19 protein-coding genes are annotated in these 22,799 nt (G+C 57.7%); 9 read left to right on the top strand and 10 right to left on the bottom strand.

Translation table 11 applies throughout. From position 1 onward, the window contains the following. Positions 1-130: 130 nt before the first annotated feature. Positions 131-1,669 (bottom strand): Na(+)/H(+) antiporter NhaB, encoded by a 1,539-nt coding sequence (gene nhaB, locus ELK40_RS13660; RefSeq protein ID WP_127731406.1) that lies wholly within the window; start codon positions 1,667-1,669, stop codon positions 131-133. Positions 1,670-1,869: 200 nt separating this feature from the next. Here nhaB and fadR point away from each other — a divergent pair, with 200 nt between their 5' ends. Next, on the top strand, positions 1,870-2,589 hold the full coding sequence (fadR, locus tag ELK40_RS13655; RefSeq protein WP_023336056.1) for a fatty acid metabolism transcriptional regulator FadR: 720 nt from the start codon (positions 1,870-1,872) through the stop codon (positions 2,587-2,589). A gap of 44 nt (positions 2,590-2,633) precedes the next feature. Here the strand turns inward: fadR and ELK40_RS13650 are convergent, their stop codons facing one another. Beyond that, positions 2,634-4,166, bottom strand: coding sequence for a SpoVR family protein (locus tag ELK40_RS13650; RefSeq protein WP_023293929.1), 1,533 nt, complete (start codon positions 4,164-4,166; stop codon positions 2,634-2,636). Between the two features lie 321 nt (positions 4,167-4,487). Between ELK40_RS13650 and ELK40_RS13645 the strand changes: the two genes are divergently transcribed. Together ELK40_RS13645 and dadX are read left to right on the top strand one after the other, a co-directional pair. Next, positions 4,488-5,786, top strand: a complete 1,299-nt coding sequence (locus tag ELK40_RS13645; protein WP_127731404.1) for a D-amino acid dehydrogenase — start codon at positions 4,488-4,490, stop codon at positions 5,784-5,786. Between the two features lie 9 nt (positions 5,787-5,795). After that, the gene (dadX, locus tag ELK40_RS13640; protein WP_127731402.1) at positions 5,796-6,866 is read left to right on the top strand and encodes a catabolic alanine racemase DadX; all 1,071 of its coding nucleotides are present in this window, start codon (positions 5,796-5,798) and stop codon (positions 6,864-6,866) included. A gap of 47 nt (positions 6,867-6,913) precedes the next feature. Here dadX and ELK40_RS13635 read toward each other — a convergent pair whose 3' ends face one another. Next, a complete protein-coding gene (locus tag ELK40_RS13635) occupies positions 6,914-8,647 on the bottom strand; it encodes a potassium/proton antiporter (protein ID WP_111964781.1) in 1,734 nt (577 codons plus the stop codon). A gap of 97 nt (positions 8,648-8,744) precedes the next feature. Beyond that, positions 8,745-9,659, bottom strand: coding sequence for a muramoyltetrapeptide carboxypeptidase (ldcA, locus tag ELK40_RS13630; protein WP_127731400.1), 915 nt, complete (start codon positions 9,657-9,659; stop codon positions 8,745-8,747). A 106-nt stretch (positions 9,660-9,765) separates the two neighbouring features. Here ldcA and emtA point away from each other — a divergent pair, with 106 nt between their 5' ends. Next, complete coding sequence (gene emtA / locus ELK40_RS13625; RefSeq protein ID WP_024909815.1) at positions 9,766-10,377, top strand: membrane-bound lytic murein transglycosylase EmtA; 612 nt, start codon at positions 9,766-9,768, stop codon at positions 10,375-10,377. Positions 10,378-10,414: 37 nt separating this feature from the next. Here the strand turns inward: emtA and ELK40_RS13620 are convergent, their stop codons facing one another. Further along, the gene (locus tag ELK40_RS13620) at positions 10,415-11,146 is read right to left on the bottom strand and encodes a flagellar brake protein (RefSeq protein ID WP_023312174.1); all 732 of its coding nucleotides are present in this window, start codon (positions 11,144-11,146) and stop codon (positions 10,415-10,417) included. A gap of 208 nt (positions 11,147-11,354) precedes the next feature. On the opposite strand from ELK40_RS13620, the gene ELK40_RS13615 reads away from it, so the two are divergent. Both ELK40_RS13615 and ELK40_RS13610 read left to right on the top strand, forming a co-directional pair. After that, complete coding sequence (locus ELK40_RS13615; RefSeq protein ID WP_008502662.1) at positions 11,355-11,609, top strand: GlsB/YeaQ/YmgE family stress response membrane protein; 255 nt, start codon at positions 11,355-11,357, stop codon at positions 11,607-11,609. Positions 11,610-11,721: 112 nt separating this feature from the next. Beyond that, positions 11,722-13,824 carry a TonB-dependent siderophore receptor gene (locus ELK40_RS13610; RefSeq protein ID WP_127731398.1) on the top strand — a complete coding sequence of 701 codons (2,103 nt, stop codon included), beginning with the start codon at positions 11,722-11,724 and terminating at the stop codon, positions 13,822-13,824. A 64-nt stretch (positions 13,825-13,888) separates the two neighbouring features. Here ELK40_RS13610 and ELK40_RS13605 read toward each other — a convergent pair whose 3' ends face one another. After that, on the bottom strand, positions 13,889-15,574 hold the full coding sequence (locus ELK40_RS13605; RefSeq protein ID WP_127731396.1) for an alpha,alpha-trehalase: 1,686 nt from the start codon (positions 15,572-15,574) through the stop codon (positions 13,889-13,891). A 102-nt stretch (positions 15,575-15,676) separates the two neighbouring features. Next, positions 15,677-16,633 (bottom strand): AraC family transcriptional regulator, encoded by a 957-nt coding sequence (locus ELK40_RS13600; protein WP_127731394.1) that lies wholly within the window; start codon positions 16,631-16,633, stop codon positions 15,677-15,679. Positions 16,634-16,748: 115 nt separating this feature from the next. Between ELK40_RS13600 and ELK40_RS13595 the strand changes: the two genes are divergently transcribed. Continuing rightward, positions 16,749-17,936: an MFS transporter gene (locus ELK40_RS13595; RefSeq protein WP_127731392.1), complete on the top strand. Its 1,188-nt coding sequence runs from the start codon at positions 16,749-16,751 to the stop codon at positions 17,934-17,936. A gap of 41 nt (positions 17,937-17,977) precedes the next feature. Here ELK40_RS13595 and gap read toward each other — a convergent pair whose 3' ends face one another. Both gap and ELK40_RS13585 read right to left on the bottom strand, forming a co-directional pair. Continuing rightward, positions 17,978-18,988 carry a type I glyceraldehyde-3-phosphate dehydrogenase gene (gene gap / locus ELK40_RS13590; RefSeq protein WP_127731391.1) on the bottom strand — a complete coding sequence of 337 codons (1,011 nt, stop codon included), beginning with the start codon at positions 18,986-18,988 and terminating at the stop codon, positions 17,978-17,980. Between the two features lie 78 nt (positions 18,989-19,066). Further along, positions 19,067-20,047, bottom strand: a complete 981-nt coding sequence (locus tag ELK40_RS13585; RefSeq protein WP_111964774.1) for a helix-turn-helix domain-containing protein — start codon at positions 20,045-20,047, stop codon at positions 19,067-19,069. A gap of 149 nt (positions 20,048-20,196) precedes the next feature. Here ELK40_RS13585 and ELK40_RS13580 point away from each other — a divergent pair, with 149 nt between their 5' ends. Together ELK40_RS13580 and ELK40_RS13575 are read left to right on the top strand one after the other, a co-directional pair. After that, entirely contained in the window at positions 20,197-21,168 is a 972-nt protein-coding gene (locus ELK40_RS13580; protein WP_127731389.1) for a fatty acid desaturase, read from the top strand. Further along, positions 21,161-21,919, top strand: a complete 759-nt coding sequence (locus ELK40_RS13575) for a PhnD/SsuA/transferrin family substrate-binding protein (protein ID WP_127731387.1) — start codon at positions 21,161-21,163, stop codon at positions 21,917-21,919. The genes ELK40_RS13580 and ELK40_RS13575 overlap by 8 nt, the downstream gene beginning before the upstream one ends. Here ELK40_RS13575 and ELK40_RS13570 read toward each other — a convergent pair. After that, on the bottom strand, positions 21,898-22,794 hold the full coding sequence (locus ELK40_RS13570; RefSeq protein WP_127731385.1) for a LysR family transcriptional regulator: 897 nt from the start codon (positions 22,792-22,794) through the stop codon (positions 21,898-21,900). The genes ELK40_RS13575 and ELK40_RS13570 overlap by 22 nt on opposite strands. Positions 22,795-22,799 lie beyond the last annotated feature (5 nt).

Raw genomic sequence — 22,799 nt, 5'->3', positions numbered from 1 at the left:
GAACATGCTTAGAAAGCGCAGTGTAAACGAATTCGTTTTTCGCGCCACCTGTACCTGGCGAAATAAAACGTAATTGGATGTTTATCGTGCGAAAAGGCAAACGGGCAGCGAACTGCCCGAGATGCATAGTTTACTGCGCCGCAAGTATACCCGCTTGTATCAACCATAGCGTACAGGGAATGAGGGTAATTTTGACGCAAAGCAATCCCACGATCGTGAGCACCAGCGTGTAGGGCAGCGCCATCCACACCATCCGGCCATAAGAAAGACGTATGAGCGGCGCGAGAGCGGAGGTCAGCAGGAACAGGAAGGCGGCCTGGCCGTTTGGCGTCGCCACCGACGGAAGGTTGGTGCCGGTATTGATCGCCACGGCCAGCAGTTCAAACTGTCCGGCGCTGATAACGCCTTGCTCCATAGCGGCTTTGGCCTCGTTGATGTAGACCGTCCCGACAAAGACGTTATCTGAGATTGACGAGAGCAGGCCGTTAAACAGGTAAAACAGCGACAGCTGAGCATCCGGTGACGCCTGTAATACAAAGGCAATAATCGGCGCGAAGAGATGCTGGTCGATAATCACCGCCACGACCGCAAAGAACACCGCCAGCAGGGCGGTAAACGGCAGGGCTTCGGTAAACGCTTTACCGATGGCATGTTCGTCCGTCACGCCGGTAAAGGTGGTGGCGAGAATAATGACTGACAGGCCTATCAGCCCCACTTCGGCAAGATGAAGCGCCAGCGCGGCGATAAGCCAGACGCCGATGATCCCCTGAGCAATCAGGCGCAGCGTCTCCTGGCGGGTCCGCTGGCGTCGGCTTTGCAGATCGAATTTATGCAGTTCCTGACGTACCGGCTCCGGGAGTTGGGCCCCGTAGCCAAAGAGGCGAAATTTTTCCACCAGCAGACAGGTCGCCAGCCCGCAGATCAGCACCGGTACGCTGACCGGGGCCATTCTCAGGAAGAAATCACCGAAGTGCCAGCCCGCCGCTTTGGCAATGATCAGGTTTTGCGGCTCGCCCACCATGGTCATCACGCCGCCCAGCGCGGTACCGACCCCAGCGTGCATCATCAGGCTGCGCAGAAACGCGCGGAACTGTTCCAGCACGTCACGGTTATGCGCATCGACGTGGCTGTCATCCTGCAAATCTTCACCCGGACGAGAGGAGGCCACGCGGTGATAAATCCCGTAAAACCCCACCGCTACGCTTATCACTACCGCGACCACTGTCAGCGCGTCCAGGAAGGCCGACAGGAAGGCGGCGGCAAGGCAAAACGCCAGCGAGAGGAACATTTTTGACGGAATGCTGAGCAGCAGGCGCGTGAAGATAAACAGTAGCAGCTGTTTCATGAAGTAGATGCCCGCCACCATAAACATCAGCAGCAGAAGCACTTCGAGATTTGACGCCAGCTCTGCTTTGACATGCTCGGCGCTGGTCATGCCGATGACGACGGCTTCAAACGCCAGCAATCCGCCCGGCAGCAGGGGATAACATTTTAGCGCCATGGCCAGGGTGAAGATAAACTCTGCCACCAGCAGCCAGCCGGCGATAAAGGGATTCACACTAAAAATGATGGGATTAACGACCAGGAAAACCAGCAGTATCAGCTTATACCAGTCAGGAGACTGACCTAAAAAATTGCGCCATAGCGCGCGCCCAAAAGAAATTTCCACAACAGACGTCCTTCCCGTCAAGTAAGACAAAGCATCAGTATACGCAAAAAATGCGGCCTGGAGGCGGATAAGGCGGCATTGTAAATTTCACAAAAATGAAACGGCGATCCCTCTTTTCTCTCTTTGCCGCGCTACCTGCCACTGGCTGCCTCTGGTATGATGAGTCCAATTTGCTAAAGCTGTGTAATGGAAATCTCACTATGGTCATTAAGGCGCAGAGCCCGGCGGGTTTCGCGGAAGAGTACATCATTGAAAGCATCTGGAATAATCGTTTCCCTGCGGGGTCCATTCTTCCGGCTGAACGCGAACTCTCTGAACTGATTGGCGTCACTCGCACCACGCTGCGTGAAGTGCTTCAGCGGCTGGCGCGCGATGGCTGGTTGACGATCCAGCATGGTAAGCCTACGAAAGTAAACAACTTCTGGGAAACATCCGGGCTGAACATTCTTGAAACGCTGGCGCGTCTCGACCATGAAAGCGTGCCGCAGCTCATTGATAATCTGCTCTCCGTTCGCACCAACATCGCGACGATCTTTATTCGTACAGCTTTCCGTCAGCATCCGGAAGACGCCCTTGCGGTGCTGGCCAGCGCGAACGAGGTGGAAGATCATGCCGATGCCTTTGCCACCCTCGATTACAACGTGTTTCGCGGCCTGGCGTTTGCCTCCGGCAACCCGGTTTATGGCCTGATCCTCAACGGTATGAAAGGGCTTTACACCCGCATTGGCCGCCACTACTTTGCCAATCCGGAAGCGCGCAGCCTGGCGCTGGGCTTCTACCATAAGCTGAGCAAGCTCTGTACTGAAGGTCTGCACGATCAGGTTTATGAGACGGTGCGCCGCTACGGTCACGATTCCGGTGAAATCTGGCACCGTATGCAGAAAACGCTGCCGGGTGATTTAGCGATTCAGACCCGCTAAAAGAAAAACCTCTCGTATGAGAGGTTTTTTTTCGTCGGGTGGCGCTACAGCGTGTTCAACCGCGCCGGGCAGCGTTCCAGCAGCTCGACGCTGCCGTCTTCATTCTGCTGCTCCAGCTGCACGTCAAAGCCCCACAGGCGATGCACATGCTTCAGCACCTCTTTACGCCCTTTATCCAGCGGCGCGCGATTGTGCGGGATATAGCGCAACGTCAGGGAGCGGTCACCGCGCAAATCGACGTTCCATACCTGAATATTCGGTTCAAGGTTGCTCAGGTTGTACTGGGAGGAAAGGCGAGAGCGGATCTCACGGTATCCCTCTTCGTTATGGATTGCTGAAATCTCCAGATAGTTGTTGCGATCGTCGTCCAGCACGGTGAAGAAGCGGAAGTCACGCATGATCTTCGGCGACATAAACTGGCTGATGAAGCTCTCATCCTTAAAGTCGCGCATCGCAAAGTGCAGCGTTTCCAGCCAGTCTGACCCGGCGATATCCGGGAACCAGTACTTGTCTTCTTCCGTCGGCGACTGGCAGATACGCTTAATGTCCTGGAACATGGCAAAGCCAAGGGCATACGGGTTAATGCCGCTGTACCACGGGCTATTGTAGGGCGGCTGGAACACCACGTTAGTATGGCTGTGGAGGAACTCCATCATGAACCGCTCGGTGACTTTCCCCTCGTCGTACAGATGGTTGAGGATAGTGTAGTGCCAGAAGGTCGCCCAGCCTTCGTTCATCACCTGCGTCTGTTTTTGCGGGTAAAAATACTGGCTCACCTTGCGCACGATACGCAGGATCTCACGCTGCCACGGCTCCAGCAGCGGGGCGTTCTTCTCCATAAAATAGAGCAGGTTTTCCTGCGGCTCGGACGGATAACGACGCGCTTCGGCGATCGTTTTCTCCTCCTCACGCTTCGGCAGGGTACGCCACAGCATGTTCACCTGGCTCTGCAGGTACTCTTCGCGGCTTTTCTGCCGGGCTTTCTCCTCCTGCAGGGAGATTTTCTGCGGACGTTTGTAGCGGTCTACGCCGTAGTTCATCAGCGCGTGGCAGGAGTCGAGCAGTTTTTCCACTTCGTCCACGCCGTAGCGCTCTTCGCAGTCGGTAATGTATTTACGGGCGAAGATCAGATAATCGACGATGGAGCTGGCATCCGTCCAGCTGCGGAACAGATAGTTATTCTTGAAAAAGGAGTTGTGCCCGTAGCAGGCGTGCGCCATCACCAGCGCCTGCATGGTAATGGTGTTCTCTTCCATTAAATAGGCGATACAGGGATTGGAGTTGATGACGATCTCATACGCCAGACCCTGCTGCCCGTGCTTATACAGCCGCTCCGTTTCAATGAATTTCTTACCAAACGACCAGTGCGGATAGTTAATCGGCATCCCGACGCTGGAGTAGGCGTCCATCATCTGTTCGGACGTAATGACTTCAATCTGATGGGGATAGGTATCCAGGCGGTACAGTTTTGCGACCCGGTCGATCTCGGCGAGGTAAACATCCAGCAGCTCGAAGGTCCAGTCGGGTCCATCGCTCAGACGTGTGTTGTCCTTGTTCAGGGAATCAATAGTAGCCATTAGCGCGCCCTCGTTGTGGGTGCTCTCTCTGTCTGGAGAGCCTCCTTTCAAGCATAGATCACCGTGTTAAAAAGCGTGCTGGGGCAGAAATTTTTTCTTTGCGATTTCGCGTTTTTGATACGGCAAAAAAACGGTGCCCCTCAGCATTTTATGCTGGTTAAAAATAACGCGCAGCAGGAGATCCCAAATTAGCACTATCCCCTGATGCTGGGGGATGTGTGAGGTAAGTCACCATAAAAAAGTCGTATGTTGAATAATATTTTCAACTAGGTTATCAATCTGTAATTAGAAGATTGTTCTTTTGCACATAATGGAGTGGCTATGCGTGTTGTCATACTGGGAAGTGGTGTCGTTGGGGTAACCAGCGCCTGGTATTTAAGTCAGGCGGGACATGACGTCACCGTTATCGATCGTGAGTCCGGTCCTGCGCTTGAAACCAGCGCGGCGAACGCCGGGCAAATCTCTCCGGGGTATGCGGCACCGTGGGCAGCGCCGGGCGTTCCTCTGAAGGCGATTAAATGGATGTTCCAGCGCCACGCGCCGCTGGCCATCAGCCTTGACGGCACGCAGTTCCAGCTCAAGTGGATGTGGCAGATGCTGCGTAACTGTGACACCCGCCACTACATGGAGAACAAAGGGCGCATGGTGCGCCTGGCGGAATACAGCCGCGACTGCCTGAAAGCGCTGCGCGCGTCGACGGGTATTGAGTATGAAGGCCGCCAGGGCGGGACGCTGCAGCTTTTCCGCACCGAGCAGCAGTACGAAAATGCCACCCGCGATATCGCCGTGCTGGAAGATGCCGGTGTACCTTACCAGCTGCTGGAAGCCAGCCAGCTAGGCCAGGTTGAACCGGCGCTGGCGGAAGTTGCGCATAAGCTGACGGGCGGCCTGCGCCTGCCGAATGACGAAACCGGCGACTGCCAGCTCTTTACGCAGCGTCTGGCGCAAATGTGCGAACAGGCGGGGGTGAAATTCCGTTTTAACACCTCTGTCGACAAGCTGCTGTCGGAAGGGGAAAAAATTTACGGCGTGAAGTGCGGCGAGGAGGTGATCAAAGCCGATGCCTACGTGATGGCGTTTGGTTCATACTCCACCGCCATGCTGAAAGGTATTCTCGATATTCCGGTCTACCCGCTGAAGGGCTACTCGCTGACCATTCCGGTAAAAGAAGAGAGCGGCGCTCCGGTGTCGACCATTCTGGATGAAACCTACAAAATCGCCATTACCCGCTTCGATAACCGCATCCGCGTAGGCGGCATGGCGGAGATCGTCGGCTTCAACACCGAACTGCTGAAACCGCGTCGTGAAACGCTGGAGATGGTCGTGGGCGATCTCTTCCCGCGAGGAGGTTTTGTTGAGCAGGCGACGTTCTGGACCGGCCTGCGTCCGATGACCCCGGACGGCACGCCGATCGTGGGCCGCACGCCGTTTAAAAACCTGTGGACCAATACCGGACACGGCACGCTTGGCTGGACGATGGCCTGCGGATCGGGCCAGCTGCTGAGCGACCTGATTTCCGGGCGCACGCCGGCAATTCCGTTTGACGATTTAAGCGCCGCGCGCTATCAATCGGGGTTTACGCCGTCGCGTCCACAGCACCTGCACGGCGCGCATAGCTAAGGAGTTGTTATGTCCCGTCCTGTTCTGGCCCAGCTGAACCTGCAGGCCCTGAAGGATAATCTGCAAATTGTTCGCCGGGCGGCGCCTGGTTCGCGCGTCTGGTCTGTGGTGAAAGCGAATGCCTACGGCCACGGTATTGACCGTATCTGGAGCGCCCTGAGCGCCACCGACGGCTTTGCGCTCCTGAACCTGGAAGAGGCCATTCTGCTGCGCGAGCGCGGCTGGAAAGGGCCGATACTGCTTCTGGAGGGCTTCTTCCACGCCGACGATCTGCCGCTGCTGGATAAGTACCGGCTGACCACCAGCGTTCACAGCAATTGGCAGATTAAGGCGATTCAGGATGCGAAACTCCACGCGCCGCTGGATATTTACCTCAAGGTGAACAGCGGCATGAACCGCCTGGGCTTCCAGCCTGAGCGCGTGCATACGGTCTGGCAGCAGCTGCGCGCCATGAAAAACGTGGGCGAAATGACGCTGATGGCCCATTTTGCCGACGCGGAAAAACCGGACGGCATTGCCGATGCCATGGTCCGCATTGAGCAGGCGGCAGAAGGGCTGGACTGCCCGCGCTCGCTGTCCAACTCGGCGGCCACGCTCTGGCATCCCGAGGCGCACTACAACTGGGTGCGTCCGGGGATCGTTCTGTACGGCGCGTCGCCCTCGGGCCAGTGGCAGGATATCGCCAACAGCGGCCTGAAGCCGGTGATGACCCTGCGCAGCGAAATCATTGGTGTGCAAACCCTGAAGGCTGGCGACACGGTGGGCTACGGTAGCCGCTACCGGGCTAAGGGCGAGCAGCGGATTGGTATCGTGGCGGGCGGCTATGCCGACGGCTACCCACGCATTGCGCCGACCGGCACGCCTGTGTGGGTCGATGGGGTTCGCACGGGAACGGTGGGCACCATATCAATGGATATGCTGGCCGTTGACCTGACGCCATGCCCGCAGGCGGGCATCGGTTCACCGGTCGAGCTGTGGGGTAACGAAATTAAGATTGATGACGTTGCTGCCGCTGCGGGCACGGTGGGGTACGAATTGATGTGCGCGCTGGCACCGAGAGTGCCGGTTGTGACGGTGTAACGAGTATTAGTGTCGGGTGGCGCTAGCGCCACCCGGCAAAAAAACCGCTACTCCGCTTCATCTTCCATCGGCCTGACGCCGACTTTCCTGACCGCGTTATCTTCTTTCTCCGCAACCGTCCAGATCATCCCGGCGAACTCCACCTGGTCGCCGACGACGGGGGCCGCCCCCAGCAGTTGCTGAATGATTTCCCCCAGCGTTTGCTGCTTGTCGCGGTACTCCAGCCCTTCATCCAGGCCGTAAATCAGCGCCACATCGGCAAACTTGGCGCTGGCTTCCAGAATAAAATCGCCGAAGAAACGCTGATCCAGCGCCACCGGAGGCGACTGGCTGAACAGTTTGCCCAGCGCGGGCAGGTCGCGCTCGCGGCCAATCACGCAGAGAATATCCCCTTCGCGCAGGCGGGTGCTGCCTGTAGGGTGCAGCAGGACATTATCGCGGAACAGGGCGGCAATGCGCGTCTCAGTAGGCATGTGCAAATCGCGCAGCGAGGCCCCCACGCACCATTTGTCAGCGCTCAGCTGATAAACAAACTGTTCCCAAGGATTCTCTGGGTGAATATCGAGCCCCACGCGAGAGACCGGCCAGCCCACGGGAGGCACCACAACTTTGGCTTTCTTCGCCGCCCACCCGAGGGACGTTCCCTGGAACAGCAGCGAAATCAGCACCACGAAGAACGCCACGTTAAAGAACAGCCGGGCGTTATCCAGACCGGCCATCATCGGAAAGACCGCAAGAATAATCGGTACCGCGCCGCGCAGGCCCACCCAGCTGATAAAGACCCGCTCGCGCAGGTTGAAGCCGCGAAACGGCAGCAGTCCTGCAAATACCGACAGCGGACGGGCGAAGAAGATCATCCACGCGGACAGCAGCAGCGCCGGAACGGCGATCGGCAGCAGGTCCGAAGGCGTAACCAGCAGGCCCAGCACCAGGAACATGCCAATTTGTGCCAGCCAGGCCAGGCCGTCGAAGTTCTGCAAAATGGCATGACGGTTACGGATCGGTCGGTTGCCCATCAGGAAACCGCAGAGATAGACGGCGAGAATGCCGCTGCCGTCCAGCGCGGTGGTAACGGCAAAAATAAGAATGCCGCCGCTCAGCGCCAGCAGGGGGTAAAGCCCCGCGGGCAGGGAGATGCGGTTGATCATTTGCTGTAAGAGGTATCCCCCCGCCAGGCCAATAACAATCCCCAGCCCGAACTGCTGCAGGATATGCCAGACGAACATCCAGCTCAGGCCCGTCTCGTGCTGCTGAATCATCTCAATCAGCGTGATGGTGAGAAACACCGCCATCGGATCGTTACTGCCGGATTCAATTTCAAGCGTGGAGCCGACGCGTTCGTTAAGCCCTTTTCCGCCGAGCAGGGAAAACACCGCTGCCGCATCGGTTGAGCCAACAATCGCGCCAATCAGCAAACCTTCCATGATGTTGAGATGGAAAAGCCATGCGGCCATCATTCCGGTGAGGCCGGAGGTTATCAACACGCCAACCGTCGCGAGCGACAGCGCGGGCCCTAACGCCACACGGAAGGAGCTTGCCTGGGTGCGCATCCCGCCGTCCAGCAGGATCACCGCCAGCGCAAGGTTACTCACCATGTAGGCGAAAGGGTAGTTATCGAATGGGATACCGCCAATACCATCAATGCCGGCCAGCATGCCGATGGCGAGGAAAATGACAAGAATAGGTATGCCGAGACGCGATGAAAATGAACTTAATAAAATACTGCTGGTTACAAGGACCGAACCCAGAATGAAAAGGCTGATTATCGCTGCGGCATCCAATGTTCTCTTACTCCCACCTCAATGTTAACGCTGTTACTAAAACCCTAACATATTAACGACGGCAACAGCGTTTTATTAAGGGGGTATAACGGCTTTTTTATGCCTTTATGACAGGATGGCCGCTGATGGTCAGCCGACTGCCTGAATCATTGTGGATCAGGGAGGCGTGCGCCCCCAGCGCCAGGGTCACGGTTTGCTGCTCATGACCAAAATCCAGACCGGTGATGACCGGAACATCCAGCCGCGAGCGAATGAACTCAACCATGGTTTCCAGGGAGTAACCCGCGTCATAGTCATTCGGGGCAGAGCCGCTGAAGCTGCCCAGCACAATCGCGGACTGGCGTTCAAGAATACCGGCATGATAAAGCTGCAAGAGCATGCGCTCGACGCGGAACGGATGTTCGTTGATGTCTTCCAGCACCAGAATGCCGTCCTCGATTTGCGGCATCCACGGCGTGCCGATAAGCGAGACCAGCATGGCCAGGTTACCGCCCCAGAGCTGACCTTCACATTCCCAGTGCGGTCCATTGCCTTTCCACTCCACGCTGTAGGTGGAATTGCGCAGCGCACGCCAGAAGTGTTCCACGGTAAACGCATCCAGTTCCGGTGCGCCGAAGTTACCGGCCAGCATTGGGCCGCTGAAGGTGATAATGTCATACAGCGCCAGCAGCCCAAGCTGGATGACGGTGAAATCGCTGTGGCCGCAGATCAGCAGCGGATCCTGCTGCTGACGCTGTGCCAGCCCCTGCCAGTCAATGCTCTCCAGTAACCGGCTCGCACCATATCCGCCGCGCACCGCCAGCACAATCCGGTTTTCGCCCGTCAGGCTCACCAGACTATTGATATCATTCAGCCGCTGCGCTTCGGTACCGGCAAAACGCTGCTGGCGGCGGGGGATAATTGTCTGATTTTCTACCTGGTGGCCCGACTCCAGTAAACGCTGAACGCCCCGCTGCGCCGCGTCCTGGTTAATGCAGTAGCCCGACGGCGCGATGAGATGAAACTGAGACATGGCAAATCCTTGCTGAATGAGAAACTAATTGTCTATATCATGCCGCTTATTCGCCGCCTGCTTCAAGAGCGGCGCACCGCAATGACCGGCTATAAGGATAGATGACGTGAAATTGAGATGGTTTGCTTTTTTGATTGTGTTGCTCGCTGGCTGTAGTTCAAAACATGATTATCAAAACCCACCCTGGAACCCGGAAGTGCCGGTGAAGCGGGCCATGCAGTGGATGCCGATCAGTGAGCAAGCCGGGAAGGCATGGGGCGTCAGTCCGCGCCTCATCACGGCGATCATTGCGGTGGAGTCAGGCGGTAATCCCACGCTCGTCAGCAAATCCAACGCGGTGGGCCTGATGCAGCTTAAAGCGTCAACGGCGGGGAAAGAAGTTTACCGCTATATGGGCTGGAGCGGCCAGCCGTCGACCAGCGAGCTGAAAAACCCGGAACGCAACATTTCAATGGGCACGGCCTATCTGAGTATCATGGAGCATGGCGTGCTGAAGGGCATTAAGGATCCGGAGGTGATGCAGTACGCGCTGGTGGTGTCTTACGTTAACGGTGCCGGCGCGTTGCTCAGAACCTTCTCTTCTGACCGCAAAGAGGCGATTGAAGAGATTAACGGCATGGACAAAGACGAATTCTTTGAACACGTGGCGAAAAATCATCCGGCACCACAGGCGCCTCGTTATATCTGGAAGGTACAGAAAGCGATGGATGCCATGTAATGCCGCAGACGGGCGGCGGTCACGCTGCCCGATTTCTTCACAGGACTTTATTTGCGCGTTCCCGCGCCTCCCGCTCCAGGGAATAGATAATACGCTGAAGCTCACGCTCTGCGCCGGGCCCGACGTTCAGGAAACGGAAGCTCAGACGCGGCGTGGTGATGGTTTCGTTTTTGCTGTCCACGACGGTGCGGTCGCTGATGGCAATCAGCTGCGCATCGAAATAGAAGCGACCCCAGCCACCCATATCCAGTTCAATTTGCGTAAACCGCATGCCCTCTACCAGCCCGTCGGGTTTCGGCGTATCCATCAGTGCGCCCATGCCGCCAAGCGACAGATCGAAGAGGCGAAAGCGGATCTCTTTTTTGTCCGGCATTTTGGCCTTACAAAAATAGGCGGGATGGAGCGGGGCGCTGATGCGGAAATATTCACGACGCTGAACAAACCAGAGATTGGTCGGAAGGGGGGTCACAAAAGCCGGAAGTCCCTGGTATTCGCTTAGTTCCAGTCGCGACAGGACAAACTCCACTTTGGCCCCCTGCGTTTCGGCCATCACCGCGATGTTCTCCGCTTTCAGCGCCGCGCGGTTTTCGTACTCCTGACTGCCTAAATCAATCACCAGCCGATCCTGCGAGGCGTCAAGGATCTTGCTGATGAACTGATTATTCGACCAGCTGATGCGCAGCGGCACTTCACCTTTTTGCAGGTCGCGTAATACCCCTAATACAGCCAGCGGATTTTGCTTGAGGAACTGCTCACTGTAATGACTCACGCCGGATGGCTCCTTGATTGATGACAGACTGTCTTAGCGTTATCGGCAATCTGCAATGAAACTTAATACAAACCGGTGAGTTTTTTTTGTCTGTTTAACCAAAGATAAGTCGGTGAGATGAAAATGGTTTTCCGGCGATGACCTATACTTAAATTAGCTGTGCAGAAGGTTTTCTGCGCATGCGTTAAACCTGCAAGAGGGCATCGCTATGGGTATCATCGCCTGGATTATCTTTGGTCTTATTGCTGGCGCTATCGCTAAACTGATCATGCCGGGAAACGATGGCGGCGGTTTTATTTTGACCTGTGTACTCGGGGTCGTTGGTGCGGTTGTGGGCGGCTGGCTGGCGACGATGTTTGGTTTTGGAGGCAACATAAGTGGTTTCGACCTGCACAGTTTTCTGGTCGCTGTCGTGGGTGCCATTGTGGTGCTGGGCATATTCAGGTTACTGCGACGAGCATAAATTCACATAAACGGCTCTCTGAGGAGGGCCGTTTTTTTGCCTGCGTATTGATTTGTTAATCTAAATGATAATAATTGTCGTTCCGTATCGCATCTGACAACAAGACGACATTATGAATACCTCACGTTTTACGCTATGCGCCCTGGCAGGCGCCGTCACGCTCGCACTGCATGTTCCGGCATTAGCCGAAGAATCCACTATCGTCGTCACCGGCTCAGAGCAGGGCAGCGCGCTGCCTGCCTGGACGAACAGCGCCACGAAATCGGCCGTTGCCGAAAGTAAAACGCCGCAGGTCATCACGGCCGTCTCTGCGCCGGAAATTGAAAAGCGTCATGCGAATTCCGTGAATGAAATCCTGCGCTATGCTCCGGGCGTCTCAACCGAGGTGCGGGGGAATACGTCATACATGAGCGAATACAAAATTCGTGGCTTTACCGTCGACCAGGAGTTCTACAACGGGCTGCAGCTGCCCTATAACGTTACCGGCAATACCAAAGCGCGAATCGATCCGCTGTTGATTGACAGCGTTGATATCCTGAAAGGCCCCTCATCGGTACTTTACGGCGGCGGTTCGCCGGGCGGGCTGGTGAATATTCAAAGCAAAAAACCGCAGCGTGAAGCCCGAACCGAAATCGGCGTTAACACCGGAAACCGTAATCTGAAAGAGGGCTATCTCGATTCAACCGGGCAGATTGCCGACAGCAACTGGAACTACCGTCTGCTGGGCAAAGCCACGGAAAACGACGATCAGCCGCACACCACCCGGTATGAAAACTACCTGGTTGCCCCGTCCGTTACCTGGCAACCCGACAGCAAAACCCGCCTCACCCTGGACGCGCTGGCGCAAAACACCCCGAGCCTGACGCCGTCTAACCCGCTGCCGCTCGCCTACCTGCGCTCAAAATACGCGGGCAAGCGCGACTACGCCGGTGATGAGTGGAGCGGTTTTAAGCAGCGTCAGTGGATGCTGGGCTACAGCTTTGAACATGAGTTCGACAGCGGCTGGGGCTTTAATCAGAAGGCTCGCTATTTTGATGTCGATACCCATCAGCGCAGCGTCTATGCAACGGGGACGGGAAGCGAGGTCTATCAGCTCAACCGCTTTGCCTACACCACGGATGAAGATCTGCAGAGCTTCAACATTGATAACCAGGTGACCAAAACCGTTGCGCTGGGCGAGTGGAAACACCACCTGCTGGCCGGGTTTGACTACCAGAAGCTGAACTCCCACTTCCACTACCGCTACGCGTCGACCACGCCGGGTATCGATATGCGGCATCCTGACTATTCGCAAATCCAGGAAAGCGCGCTGGGGCTCTATACCGCCCAGAAAAACCGCCTCAGCTATCAGCAAAACGGTTACTACCTGCAGGATCAGGTAGAGTTTGGCGGTCTCAACCTGCTGGGCAGCCTGCGCTACGACGATTACCGCTCCGTCACCACCAACTACCTGCAAAACGGTGATAAAGCCTGGGTGTCGCAGGATCGCGTCACCAAGCGCCTGGGTGCGCTTTACGCCTTCGATAGCGGGATTTCGCCGTTTATCAGCTATTCCGAAGGTTTTGCGCCGGTGTCGCCGCAGGGCACGCTCGTGGCGAAAGACGTTAAGCCGACCACCAGCAAGCAGGTGGAGGGTGGGGTGAAATATCTGCTGGCCGACTACGCCACCACCTTTACCGCCTCGGTGTTTAACATCCGTCAGAAAAATGTCGTCACCTCCGATCCGGGCTTCCTGAACTATCGTCAGACCGGGGAAGTGGAATCTAAAGGGGCAGAGCTCTCCGCCATTAGCCGTCCGACGGACAACCTGACGCTGATTGCCAACTACGCGTACACCCACGCGATCAACAGGGAAGATGACAAGTACAAAGGTAAACGTCCGACGCAGGTGCCGGAGAATGCCTTTAACCTCTGGGGGGATTACACCTTTGAGAACACCGCGCTGAAAGGGCTGATGCTGGGCGCAGGCGCCCGCTACACCGGTCCGATGGAAATCTCTCCGGCAAACGACGCGGGTAAGCTGGGCGGCTCCACCCAGTACGATCTGGCGGCTTCATATCGGATGGGCGAGATCCTGCCTTCGCTGGCAGGGCTGACGCTTAAGGCCAGCGCGCAGAACATTACCAACAAAGAGACGCTGACCTGCTACGATGCGACCAACTGCTGGATTGGGCGTGACAGGACGTATCAGCTAGGGGCGAGTTACAGCTTCTAGGTAACTCCCTGTAAGTTCAAAATGTAGGCCGGGTAAGGCGTAGCCGCCACCCGGCAATACTCCCTTACTGCGCCGTCGCTTTCACCGGCGCAGCCTCATCATTCGCCGCAGGCCGATTCTCCGGCACGCTGTCGCACGGTTTCTCTTTCGGGCAGACCCGATCCAGCATTTTCAGCGTCACGCCGTTGCTCCAGCCGAAGCCGTCCTGCAGCGGATACTCGCCGCCGCCGCCGCCCGTACCGGTGGTCGACACGTCATACTTCTCAACCAGTTTCTTTTCCCGGTCATAAGTATGCTGAACGTTCTTCAGGAAGCGCCAGGTCACGTCCATCGAGACCTTCTCTTGCCCGTAATTCTGCAGCCCTTCCGCAGCCACCCATTGCAGGGGAGCCCAGCCGTTTGGCGCATCCCACTGCTGGCCGCTGTTTACGGTGGTGGTCGCTATCCCGCCCGGTTTCAACAGGCGCGACGAGGTTGCCGCGGCGACTTTATCGGCACGATCCTGCGCCGCCGCCTTCACGTAAAGCGGGAACAGGGCTGCGGCGGTGAGCTGATTGCGTACCTTCTTGCTCTTCAGATCGTAATCCGCGTACCAGCCCTCTTTATCATTCCACTGGTGGCTCTCGATGGCTTTCTGACGCGCCGTAGCCAGCGCTTCGTATTTACTTGCGCTGGCGGCGTCGCCGCTCTCCTGGCTTGCCCGCGCCAGCAGTTTTTCCATCTTAAACATCAGGGCGTTCAGATCCACGGGAACAATGCTGGTGGTCCGGATGGTGCCGAGCTTTTGCGGGTCGTCCATCCAGCGGGAGCTAAAGTCCCAGCCCGAGGCCGCGGCGGAACGTAAATCACGATAGATCTCGGTCGCGGGTCGGTTAGGGTTACTTTTGGCAGTATTCACATCGTCAAGCCAGGACTCCGGACGCGGGGTATCGCGGTCGTCCCAGTAGCGGTTGAGGACAGCGCCGTCGTCCAGCTTCACCACGCGCTTGTTGGCCTGGCCCGGCTGAAGGGCGTCGACGCCGTCCATCCAGTAGGCATACTCTTTTTCCATCTGCGGACGATACTTCTTCAGCGCATCGCTGTCGTGCGTTGCCAGCAGTTCCACCATCAGCGAGAAGAACGGCGGTTGGGATCGGCTCAGGTAATAGCTGCGGTTGCCGTTGGGAATGTGGCCGAAGGTGTCAATCTCATAGGCAAAGTTATCCACCATGTCGCTGATTTTGTCCCAATGATCGCTCTCTGCCAGGCCCAGCATGGTGAAATAGCTGTCCCAGTAGTAAACCTCGCGGAAACGTCCGCCAGGCACAACGTAAGGTTTCGGTAACGGCAGAAGGGAATCCCATTTGTTGCTGGCTTTATCGGTGGTGCGCGTCAGCACGGGCCAGAGATCGTCAATGTGCTCACGTAAACTTTGTCCAGCAGGCGGAACATATTTTTCCCCTTCCGCAGGGAGCGTAAAGTTCATCTCGACAAAGTGGCGTAAGTCAAAGCTGGACTGCGTGTGCTGCATTCGGTAGTCCGCCAGAATCATCAGCGGGTCGCTTTTGGGGACGGCATCAGCAAAGGTTTTCTGATCGGGAAACAGTTTGGCGCTTTGCACATCGTTAAACAGAGGGCCCAGCAAAATATCGGGTGAGGTTGTCTGGGCTGCGGGGCTATCGTCGGCATATCCCAGTGTCGTTACGCCGAGCAGCGCGCCGCCTAACGCAAGGGGCAAAAACGCGGGGCGTAGTGTACGAGGTCTTATCATCAGTTCGTCTCCTGTCTTCACTAAACAGCGTGACCGCTGTTGTCAATCACCTGAAAACCTTAGACGAATATTGCCCGCTTCGCGTTAAATATTGCCGGTCTTTCAGACCTCTTCCGCGGTCTGGCTGGCTTCCCGCAGCGTGCCCGGCGCATGTCCAATAATGCGCTTGAATGCCCGGCTGAAGGCCGCCAGAGAGCCGTATCCCAGCCGCAGGGCGACGGTTTCAATGGGTTGATTTTCATGCCGAATGTACTGAATCGCCAGCCGCATTCTCAGCTCGCTGAGATATTTTGCCGGAGTGGTTCCCGTCGCGGCCAGAAACCGTTCGGCGAACACGGAGCGGGACGTGCCCGCTTCTTTTGCCAGATCCGCGACGGTCCAGTTCAGGCCTGGCTGCTGGTGCATGGCGTAAATGGCACGGCTCAGGCGCGGGTCGCGCAGAACCTGCACCCAGCCGGTGGCTTTACCGCAGCCGCCTTCAACCCAGCCGCGCACGATTAATGCCGCCACCACATCGGCAAGGCGCGCAAGGATCCCGGCATACCCGGCCTGACGCGCCGCGGATTCCCGCTCCATCGCCGCCAGCAGCGGATGAATTTCCGGCCAGGTGGACATCAGCCGGCTGACCATCATCACTTCCGGCATCGCTTTGATCAGCGGCTGCATCCCGCCCAGCTCAAAATCCATGCACCCGCTGAAGATGAGGATGTTCTCGCTTTCCGGGCAGGGCTCGCAGGTGATAGCACACACCGAGCTGCAGATAGGCTCGCTCGGGAAGGCGTTGATGGGCGTAATGGTGGCCTGCTCGTCAGAGAGCAGGGCGTGGGAATTCCCGCCGGGAATAAAGAGGGCGTCGCCACCGCTCAGTTCGAACGTTGCACCGCTCTCCATGCGCAGCAGGGCGCTACCGTGGCTCACAAAATGAAACTGTGCCCGGCCGGGCGCCTGATGAAACGCGACGCCAAACGGCGCGCTGGCCTGGATCCGCCGATATTTCACGCCTGAAAGACGCATGCCGCGTAAAAGTTCGCTGATCAGATCGGGTGACTGTACGGTCATGGCACAACTCCGGACGAATAATCAATAAGTGGAGATTATATGTCATAGATCGTCCAGGGTGAACCTTCTATTCTTTTGCGACAGTAGTCACATTTTTATAACGGGAGATCAACAGATGAGTTCATGTGTCGCGGCGAGCGAGGCGGTAGCGCCTGCAAAACCCGCCTGGCGGGCCGTCTATTCACTGGGGCTGGGGGTATTTGGTTTGATTACGGCAGAATTTCTGCCGGCGAGTTTGTTAACGCCTATGGCCGCGAGCCTGGGCGTGACCGAGGGAATGGCCGGACAGGCCGTCACCGCCACCGCGCTGGTGGCGCTGGTCACCGGGTTGCTGATTACGCCTGCCACCAAAAGTATTGACCGCCGCTGGGTGCTGATGTTTTTCTCGGTGCTGCAAATTATCTCCAGCCTGCTGGTGGCCTTTGCGCCCAACCTGCACGTCCTGCTGATGGGGCGTCTGCTGCTGGGGGTAGCCATTGGGGGATTCTGGGCGATGTCGACGGCGACTACGATGCGTCTGGTTCCGGCAGATAAAGTGCCGAAAGCGCTGGCGGTGATCTTCTCCAGCGTATCAATTGCCACGGTGGTCGCGGCGCCGCTCGGCAGCTATCTGGGCAGCCTGATCGGCTGGCGCAACGTCTTTATACTCTGCATTCTGCCGAGCATGCTGGCGCTGCTGTGGCAGCTCTGGGTGCTGCCGTCCATGAAGCCGGAGAGCAGCGGCAGCCTGAGTACGCTGTTCCGCGTGCTGCGTCGTCCGGGAATGATCGGCGGCATGCTGGCGACCATTCTGATCTTCAGCGGCCATTTCGCCTTCTTTACCTACCTGCGTCCGTTCCTGGAGACGGTGGGGCAGGCGAGCGTGGAGACCATTTCGCTGATCCTGCTGGGCTTTGGTATTGCCAACTTTGTGGGCACTTCTGTTGCAGGGCATCTGCTGGCACGCAATCTGCGCCTGACGCTGGCGCTGGTGCCGTTTGCGATGGGCGTTCTCGCGCTCATGATGGTCGCCTTTGGTCATCTGGCGATGCTGGACGGGCTGCTTGTCGCACTATGGGGCTTTGCATTTGGTCTGGTTCCGGTGGGCTGGTCAACCTGGCTTGCCACTACCGTTCCGGATGAAGCCGAAAGTGCAGGGGGGCTGCTGGTGGCCTCAATCCAGCTGGCGATAAGCGCCGGTGCGGCCGGAGGTGGGGCAGTGTTTGATCTTAACGGCGCCAGCGGCGTGTTCGCGGGAAGCGGTTTCCTGCTGGTGACGGCGATGGTGATTGTGTTTATGGGTGTGAAAGTTAAAGCGGAGTGATTTTTTAGCCGGGTAAGCGTTCGTGCCACCCGGCCTCAGGTTTACAGCCCTTTCTTATCCATCAGCACCGCCAGATCCACCAGGCGGTTAGAGAAGCCCCACTCGTTGTCATACCACGCCAGGATCTTCACCATGTTCCCGCCAATCACCAGCGTTGAAAGCCCGTCGATAATTGAGGAGCGTGGGTCGCCCTGGTAGTCGCTGGAGACTAGCGGTTCATCGCTATAGCCCAGAATGCCTTTAAGAGGCCCGCTGGCGGCCGCGTTGCGGAACGCGTCATTCACCTCTTCGGCGGTTACGTTACGGCTCAGCGTTACCGTTAAATCCACAATCGACACCACCGGCACCGGCACGCGCAGGGAGTACCCGGTCAGTTTGCCGTCAAGGGAAGGGATCACTTTCCCCAGCGCTTTCGCCGCACCGCTTGAATAAGGCACAATCGACAGCGCCGCCGCGCGAGCGCCGCGCAGATCTTTTTCCGGCTGATCGTGCAGCGCCTGGCTGTTGGTGTAGGCGTGCGTCGTGTTCATCAGGCCATGCTCAATCCCGAACTGCTGGTGCAGCACCTGAGCGGCCGGCGCCAGACCGTTCGTGGTGCAACTCCCGTTGCTTACCACCGCGTGTTTGGCGGGATCGTACTGCTCATGGTTGACGCCCATCACAATCGTCAGATCATCGTTTTTCGCGGGAGCGGAAATGATGACGCGCTTAGCGCCGCCGTGGGTGATATGCACCGCCGCTTTCTCCCGTTCAGTGAAGAAGCCGGTGGCCTCAATCACCACGTCTACCCCAGCTTCACGCCACGGGATATTCGCCGGATCGCGTTCGCTAAATACGGCGATCCGCTGGCCGTCTACCTGCAGCGCGCCGTCAGCTGCTTCAACGGGCGCGGGCAGCGTGCCCAGAAGGGAATCATGTTTCAGCAGGTGGGCGAGGGTTTTGCTGTCCGTCAGATCGTTAATGGCCACAATCTGCAGATTCGGGTTGCCCAGCGCCGCGCGCAGGAAATTACGTCCGATACGGCCGAAACCGTTAATACCGACCTTAACCATGGTGCACTCCTTATCTCTGTTGTCTGGAGTCACTGTAGGCGTCGGGCAGGTTGGCGTAAACGACAAAAAAGGATCAGATTACGCCATTTTGCGGCAGTGGAAGCGCTGGCGGTACTCGCCGGGCGTAAGGTGAAGCTGTTTCTCAAAGATGCGGCGCAAGTTAATGCTGGTGCCAAACCCGCTTTGCTCGGCAACGCGCTCAAGGGAGTCATGGGTCTGCTCAAGAAGCTGACGGGCCGCGGCCAGGCGCGCTTCGGTCACATAGCGGGCGGGAGAAACTCCCGCGTCGCGGGTAAACACGCGGGTGAAATTACGCGGGCTCATTGCCGCTTTCTCGGCCAGATTTTCCACGCACAGATCGGCGGTGAGGTTCTGCAGGATCCAGGTTTGCAGTTCGCTTATCGGACCGGATGTGCCGGGCTGCTGAAGGCTGTAGCGGCTGAACTGCAGCTGCCCGCCGGGACGGCGCAGGTACATCACCATATCCTGCGCGACGTCGCGGGCGAGGGTAAATCCGTAATCGTCCTCGACAAGCGCCAGGGTCAGATCGAACCCGGAACTGACGCCGCCGGAGGTCCAGATGGGGCCGTCCTGAATGTACAGCGGGCCACCTTCGACCCGGATTGACGGGTACTGTGTCTGCATTGTCTCCAGCAGCCGCCAGTGGGTGGTCGCGCGGCGACCGTCCAACAGGCCGGTCTGGGCCAGCAGCATCGCGCCGCCGCAGATAGAGGCTACCCGCCGGGCGTGCGGCGCAGCGAGGTGCAGCCAGTCCACAACGGCCGTGCTCTCCTGCTCGTTCATACCGCGCCCGGTAATGATAATGGTGTCCAGCGGCTCGCGCGGATCCAGCTCCGGCAGGCGATAGTCCGCCAGCAAATTCAGGCCGGACTGGCCGTGGATCACCTGGTGAGGCTGCGTGGTGGCGATGATAATCCGGTAGCGGGGCTGCGCAAGCCCTTCCGGATGCAGCCGGTTGGCCTGCATCAGAATGTCGGCGATACCGGCGGCTTCAAACAGCATGCCGCCGTCGGGAACAATAATCAGGATCTTTTTCATGTCCTGAAAAGTACCTTTATTACAGAATAAGTCAAGGAACGAATGACCCCCACGTTTCTGGCAAAGCAAAGCGATTAATGTTCTTTGTTATTTCAGGCGTTTTCCCCGATCGTCAGAGAATTATCTCTGGCGAAACGGCGTCTGAAGGAATGAGTCAACGAAGCTCCCTCTATTTACATCCGCAACAACGCGAACAAATCCGCCACCTCGCATCGGGTTTTTTATGGCGAAGCGAACTGCCCACGTGGCTGCTGATTATCACTATTTATGCAGGCTGGTTTACCACGCTGGCGTTCTGGCAAACGCTGGGCCTGCTGCCCGCCACGCTGCTGCTCATCGGGTTTACCGCCTGGTACATGTCGCTGCAGCATGAGCTGATCCACGGGCATCCCACCCGTTTTGCCTGGCTGAACCAGCTGTTTGGCACGCTCCCGCTGGCGGTCTGGTATCCGTACGGCCTGTACCGGGACTCCCATCTCGCCCATCATCGGCACCATAGCCTGACCCATCCGGTGGATGATCCGGAGTCGTACTATTTTACCGACGAGAGCTGGGCGCGCTTTTCTCCCTGGCAGAAACGGCTTATCAGGGCCCGGAATACCTTTGCCGGACGGCTGATGCTGGCACCGCTGCTGGATATCCTTCAGACGCTGGGCAGCGCCGCGGCGGCATTTCGTCACCTTCACCTGCGCGCAATGACGATGTGGCTGGTTCACCTTTTGCTGCTGGTGGCACTCTTCGCCTGGATGACGCACGTCGGTTTTTCTCCCTTCTGGTTCGTGCTGGCGGTCAGCTATCCGGCGCTGGCGCTGACCAAGGTCCGATCGTTTTTCGAGCATCGCGCGGCGGACGATCCGCTGGCGCGCTCCGTCATTAACGAGGCCGGGCTGTTCTGGCGGGTACTGTTTTTGAATCTCAACTACCATTCAGTACATCACGATCTGCCGGGCGTGCCCTGGTACGGGCTGAAGGCCATCTACCAGCAAAACCGGGAGGCGTACCAGCAGCGAAACCACGGTTTTCTCGTCAGAGGCTATGGTGAATGGCTGCGTCAGTTCTGGGGCAGGCCCGTTGACGTCACCGTTCACCCAGGAAAACAACAGGGGGAAGGGTATGAGTAACCTGCTGGCGTTTCCCATGTATGCTGTGGATCGCGCCGACACCCTTGCGCTCTGGCTGGCGGTAAAAGGGCTGCTGGCTGCGCGCGGTGTGTCCGTCGATCGCGATCCCGGCTGGCCGGAGTCCGATCTGCTGACCCACTGGCGACAGCCTGCGCTTGTCCTCAGCCAGACCTGCGGTTATCCGCTGGTTACCCAGCTTCCGGACGTGCAGGTGGTCGGCTGTTTTCACTACGTGGCACCTGGCTGCGAAGGGATCCAGTACCGCAGCTTTCTGGTGGTGCGCGAGGAGGATCGGCATCTCACGCTGGCGGATTTTCGCGGACGTCGTGCGGTATGTAATTCTCCGGATTCGCAGTCCGGCTACAATACGCTGCGAAAAATAGTCGCTCCCCTGGTGAGCAACGGTCCATTTTTCGCGCAAACGTCCTTCAGCGGCAGCCATCGCCAGTCGCTGATCGATGTCAAACGCGGGGCAGGGGATATCGCGGCCATCGACTGCGTGACATGGGCGTTGCTGCAGCGTCACGAGCCGGAAAGACTGACGGGGCTGGCGGTGATTGACCATACCCCTCTGACGCCGGGGCTGCCGCTCATTACCTCGCACCACACCTCGCCTGACACCCTTGATGCCCTTCGCGATGCGCTCCGCGCGCTGGTGAGTTTGCCGGAATATCGGGCCGTGTGCGGCGCGGTGCTGATTGATGGTTTTAGCGTGGTGACGCGCCAGGCCTACGCCTCATTGTTGGCGTGATAAATCTCCTGCGCGTCGGTAAAACAGCGTAGCGCCAGCGAGGAGACGGGCTTCTGCCTGCGCATAATCAGGCCGACAGGGGCCTCAATGTTCGCGTCGGCGATGGGGACAATCCTGAAATTACTGTTCAGATCTTCCAGACCGTTATTCAGCGGCATCACGGCGCAGCATACGCCGCTTTGCACCGCCTGGATGATCTGAAACGTGGAGTCGCTCTCGAAAACGGACGCCGGTTCGATGCCTGCAGACTTAAAGCTGGCCTCCATATGCGCCCGGTAATGCATCCCTTTAGTCAGAAACCCCAGCGGAAAATCCGTCAGATCGCGCCAGGTCAACGTCTCCTGGCCGAGCTGGAAATGGCGGACGTCGTGCAGCAGGCCCATCTTGGTTTTGGGTAGCTGGATAATATCGAACAGGCTGGTGTCGATGCTGTTGAGGTAGCAAATTCCCAGCTCAAGCTGATTGCGGCTGACGCCGTCGGCAATCTGCGCGGAGGACATGGAATAGAGGCTGTAGGTCAGCTCCGGATATTTTTGGGTCAGCAGGCGAATAAAGATCATCGGATCCACGCTCGCCAGCGGCACCATCCCGAGACGTAGTTCGCCCACCACCTGGCCTTTGCACAGAGCCGCTTCCGCCTGCAGCCCGTCGTGCGCGGCCAGCAGCGCGCGGGCCCACGCGAGGATGCGTTCACCCTCCGGCGTAAACCCTTCAAAGCGCTGTCCTCGAACAATCAGCACCAGCCCCAGCTCCTCTTCCAGGCTGCGGATGCGCATGGAGAGGGTCGGCTGGGTGATGTTGCACTGCGAGGCCGCCTTGCCAAAATGGCGGGTCTCGTCGAGCGCGATTAAATATTTTAACTGTTTAATATCCATCTTTT

This window comes from Enterobacter sp. N18-03635 (assembly GCF_004006055.1).
Taxonomy (GTDB): domain Bacteria; phylum Pseudomonadota; class Gammaproteobacteria; order Enterobacterales; family Enterobacteriaceae; genus Enterobacter; species Enterobacter vonholyi.
This window is presented reverse-complemented; position numbering and strand designations above follow the sequence as displayed.

Bases quoted from the DNA above. Each gene is read 5' to 3' on its own strand.
- ELK40_RS13645 (WP_127731404.1), top strand. From the start codon at position 4,488: ATGCGTGTTGTCATACTGGGAAGTGGTGTCGTTGGGGTAACCAGCGCC.
- fadR (WP_023336056.1), top strand. From the start codon at position 1,870: ATGGTCATTAAGGCGCAGAGCCCGGCGGGTTTCGCGGAAGAGTACATC.
- ELK40_RS13595 (WP_127731392.1), top strand. From the start codon at position 16,749: ATGAGTTCATGTGTCGCGGCGAGCGAGGCGGTAGCGCCTGCAAAACCC.
- dadX (WP_127731402.1), top strand. From the start codon at position 5,796: ATGTCCCGTCCTGTTCTGGCCCAGCTGAACCTGCAGGCCCTGAAGGAT.
- ELK40_RS13600 (WP_127731394.1), bottom strand. From the start codon at position 16,633: ATGACCGTACAGTCACCCGATCTGATCAGCGAACTTTTACGCGGCATG.
- ELK40_RS13570 (WP_127731385.1), bottom strand. From the start codon at position 22,794: ATGGATATTAAACAGTTAAAATATTTAATCGCGCTCGACGAGACCCGC.
- gap (WP_127731391.1), bottom strand. From the start codon at position 18,988: ATGGTTAAGGTCGGTATTAACGGTTTCGGCCGTATCGGACGTAATTTC.
- ELK40_RS13610 (WP_127731398.1), top strand. From the start codon at position 11,722: ATGAATACCTCACGTTTTACGCTATGCGCCCTGGCAGGCGCCGTCACG.
- ELK40_RS13650 (WP_023293929.1), bottom strand. From the start codon at position 4,166: ATGGCTACTATTGATTCCCTGAACAAGGACAACACACGTCTGAGCGAT.
- ELK40_RS13575 (WP_127731387.1), top strand. From the start codon at position 21,161: ATGAGTAACCTGCTGGCGTTTCCCATGTATGCTGTGGATCGCGCCGAC.
- ldcA (WP_127731400.1), bottom strand. From the start codon at position 9,659: ATGTCTCAGTTTCATCTCATCGCGCCGTCGGGCTACTGCATTAACCAG.
- ELK40_RS13580 (WP_127731389.1), top strand. From the start codon at position 20,197: ATGAGTCAACGAAGCTCCCTCTATTTACATCCGCAACAACGCGAACAA.
- ELK40_RS13605 (WP_127731396.1), bottom strand. From the start codon at position 15,574: ATGATAAGACCTCGTACACTACGCCCCGCGTTTTTGCCCCTTGCGTTA.
- ELK40_RS13585 (WP_111964774.1), bottom strand. From the start codon at position 20,047: ATGAAAAAGATCCTGATTATTGTTCCCGACGGCGGCATGCTGTTTGAA.
- ELK40_RS13615 (WP_008502662.1), top strand. From the start codon at position 11,355: ATGGGTATCATCGCCTGGATTATCTTTGGTCTTATTGCTGGCGCTATC.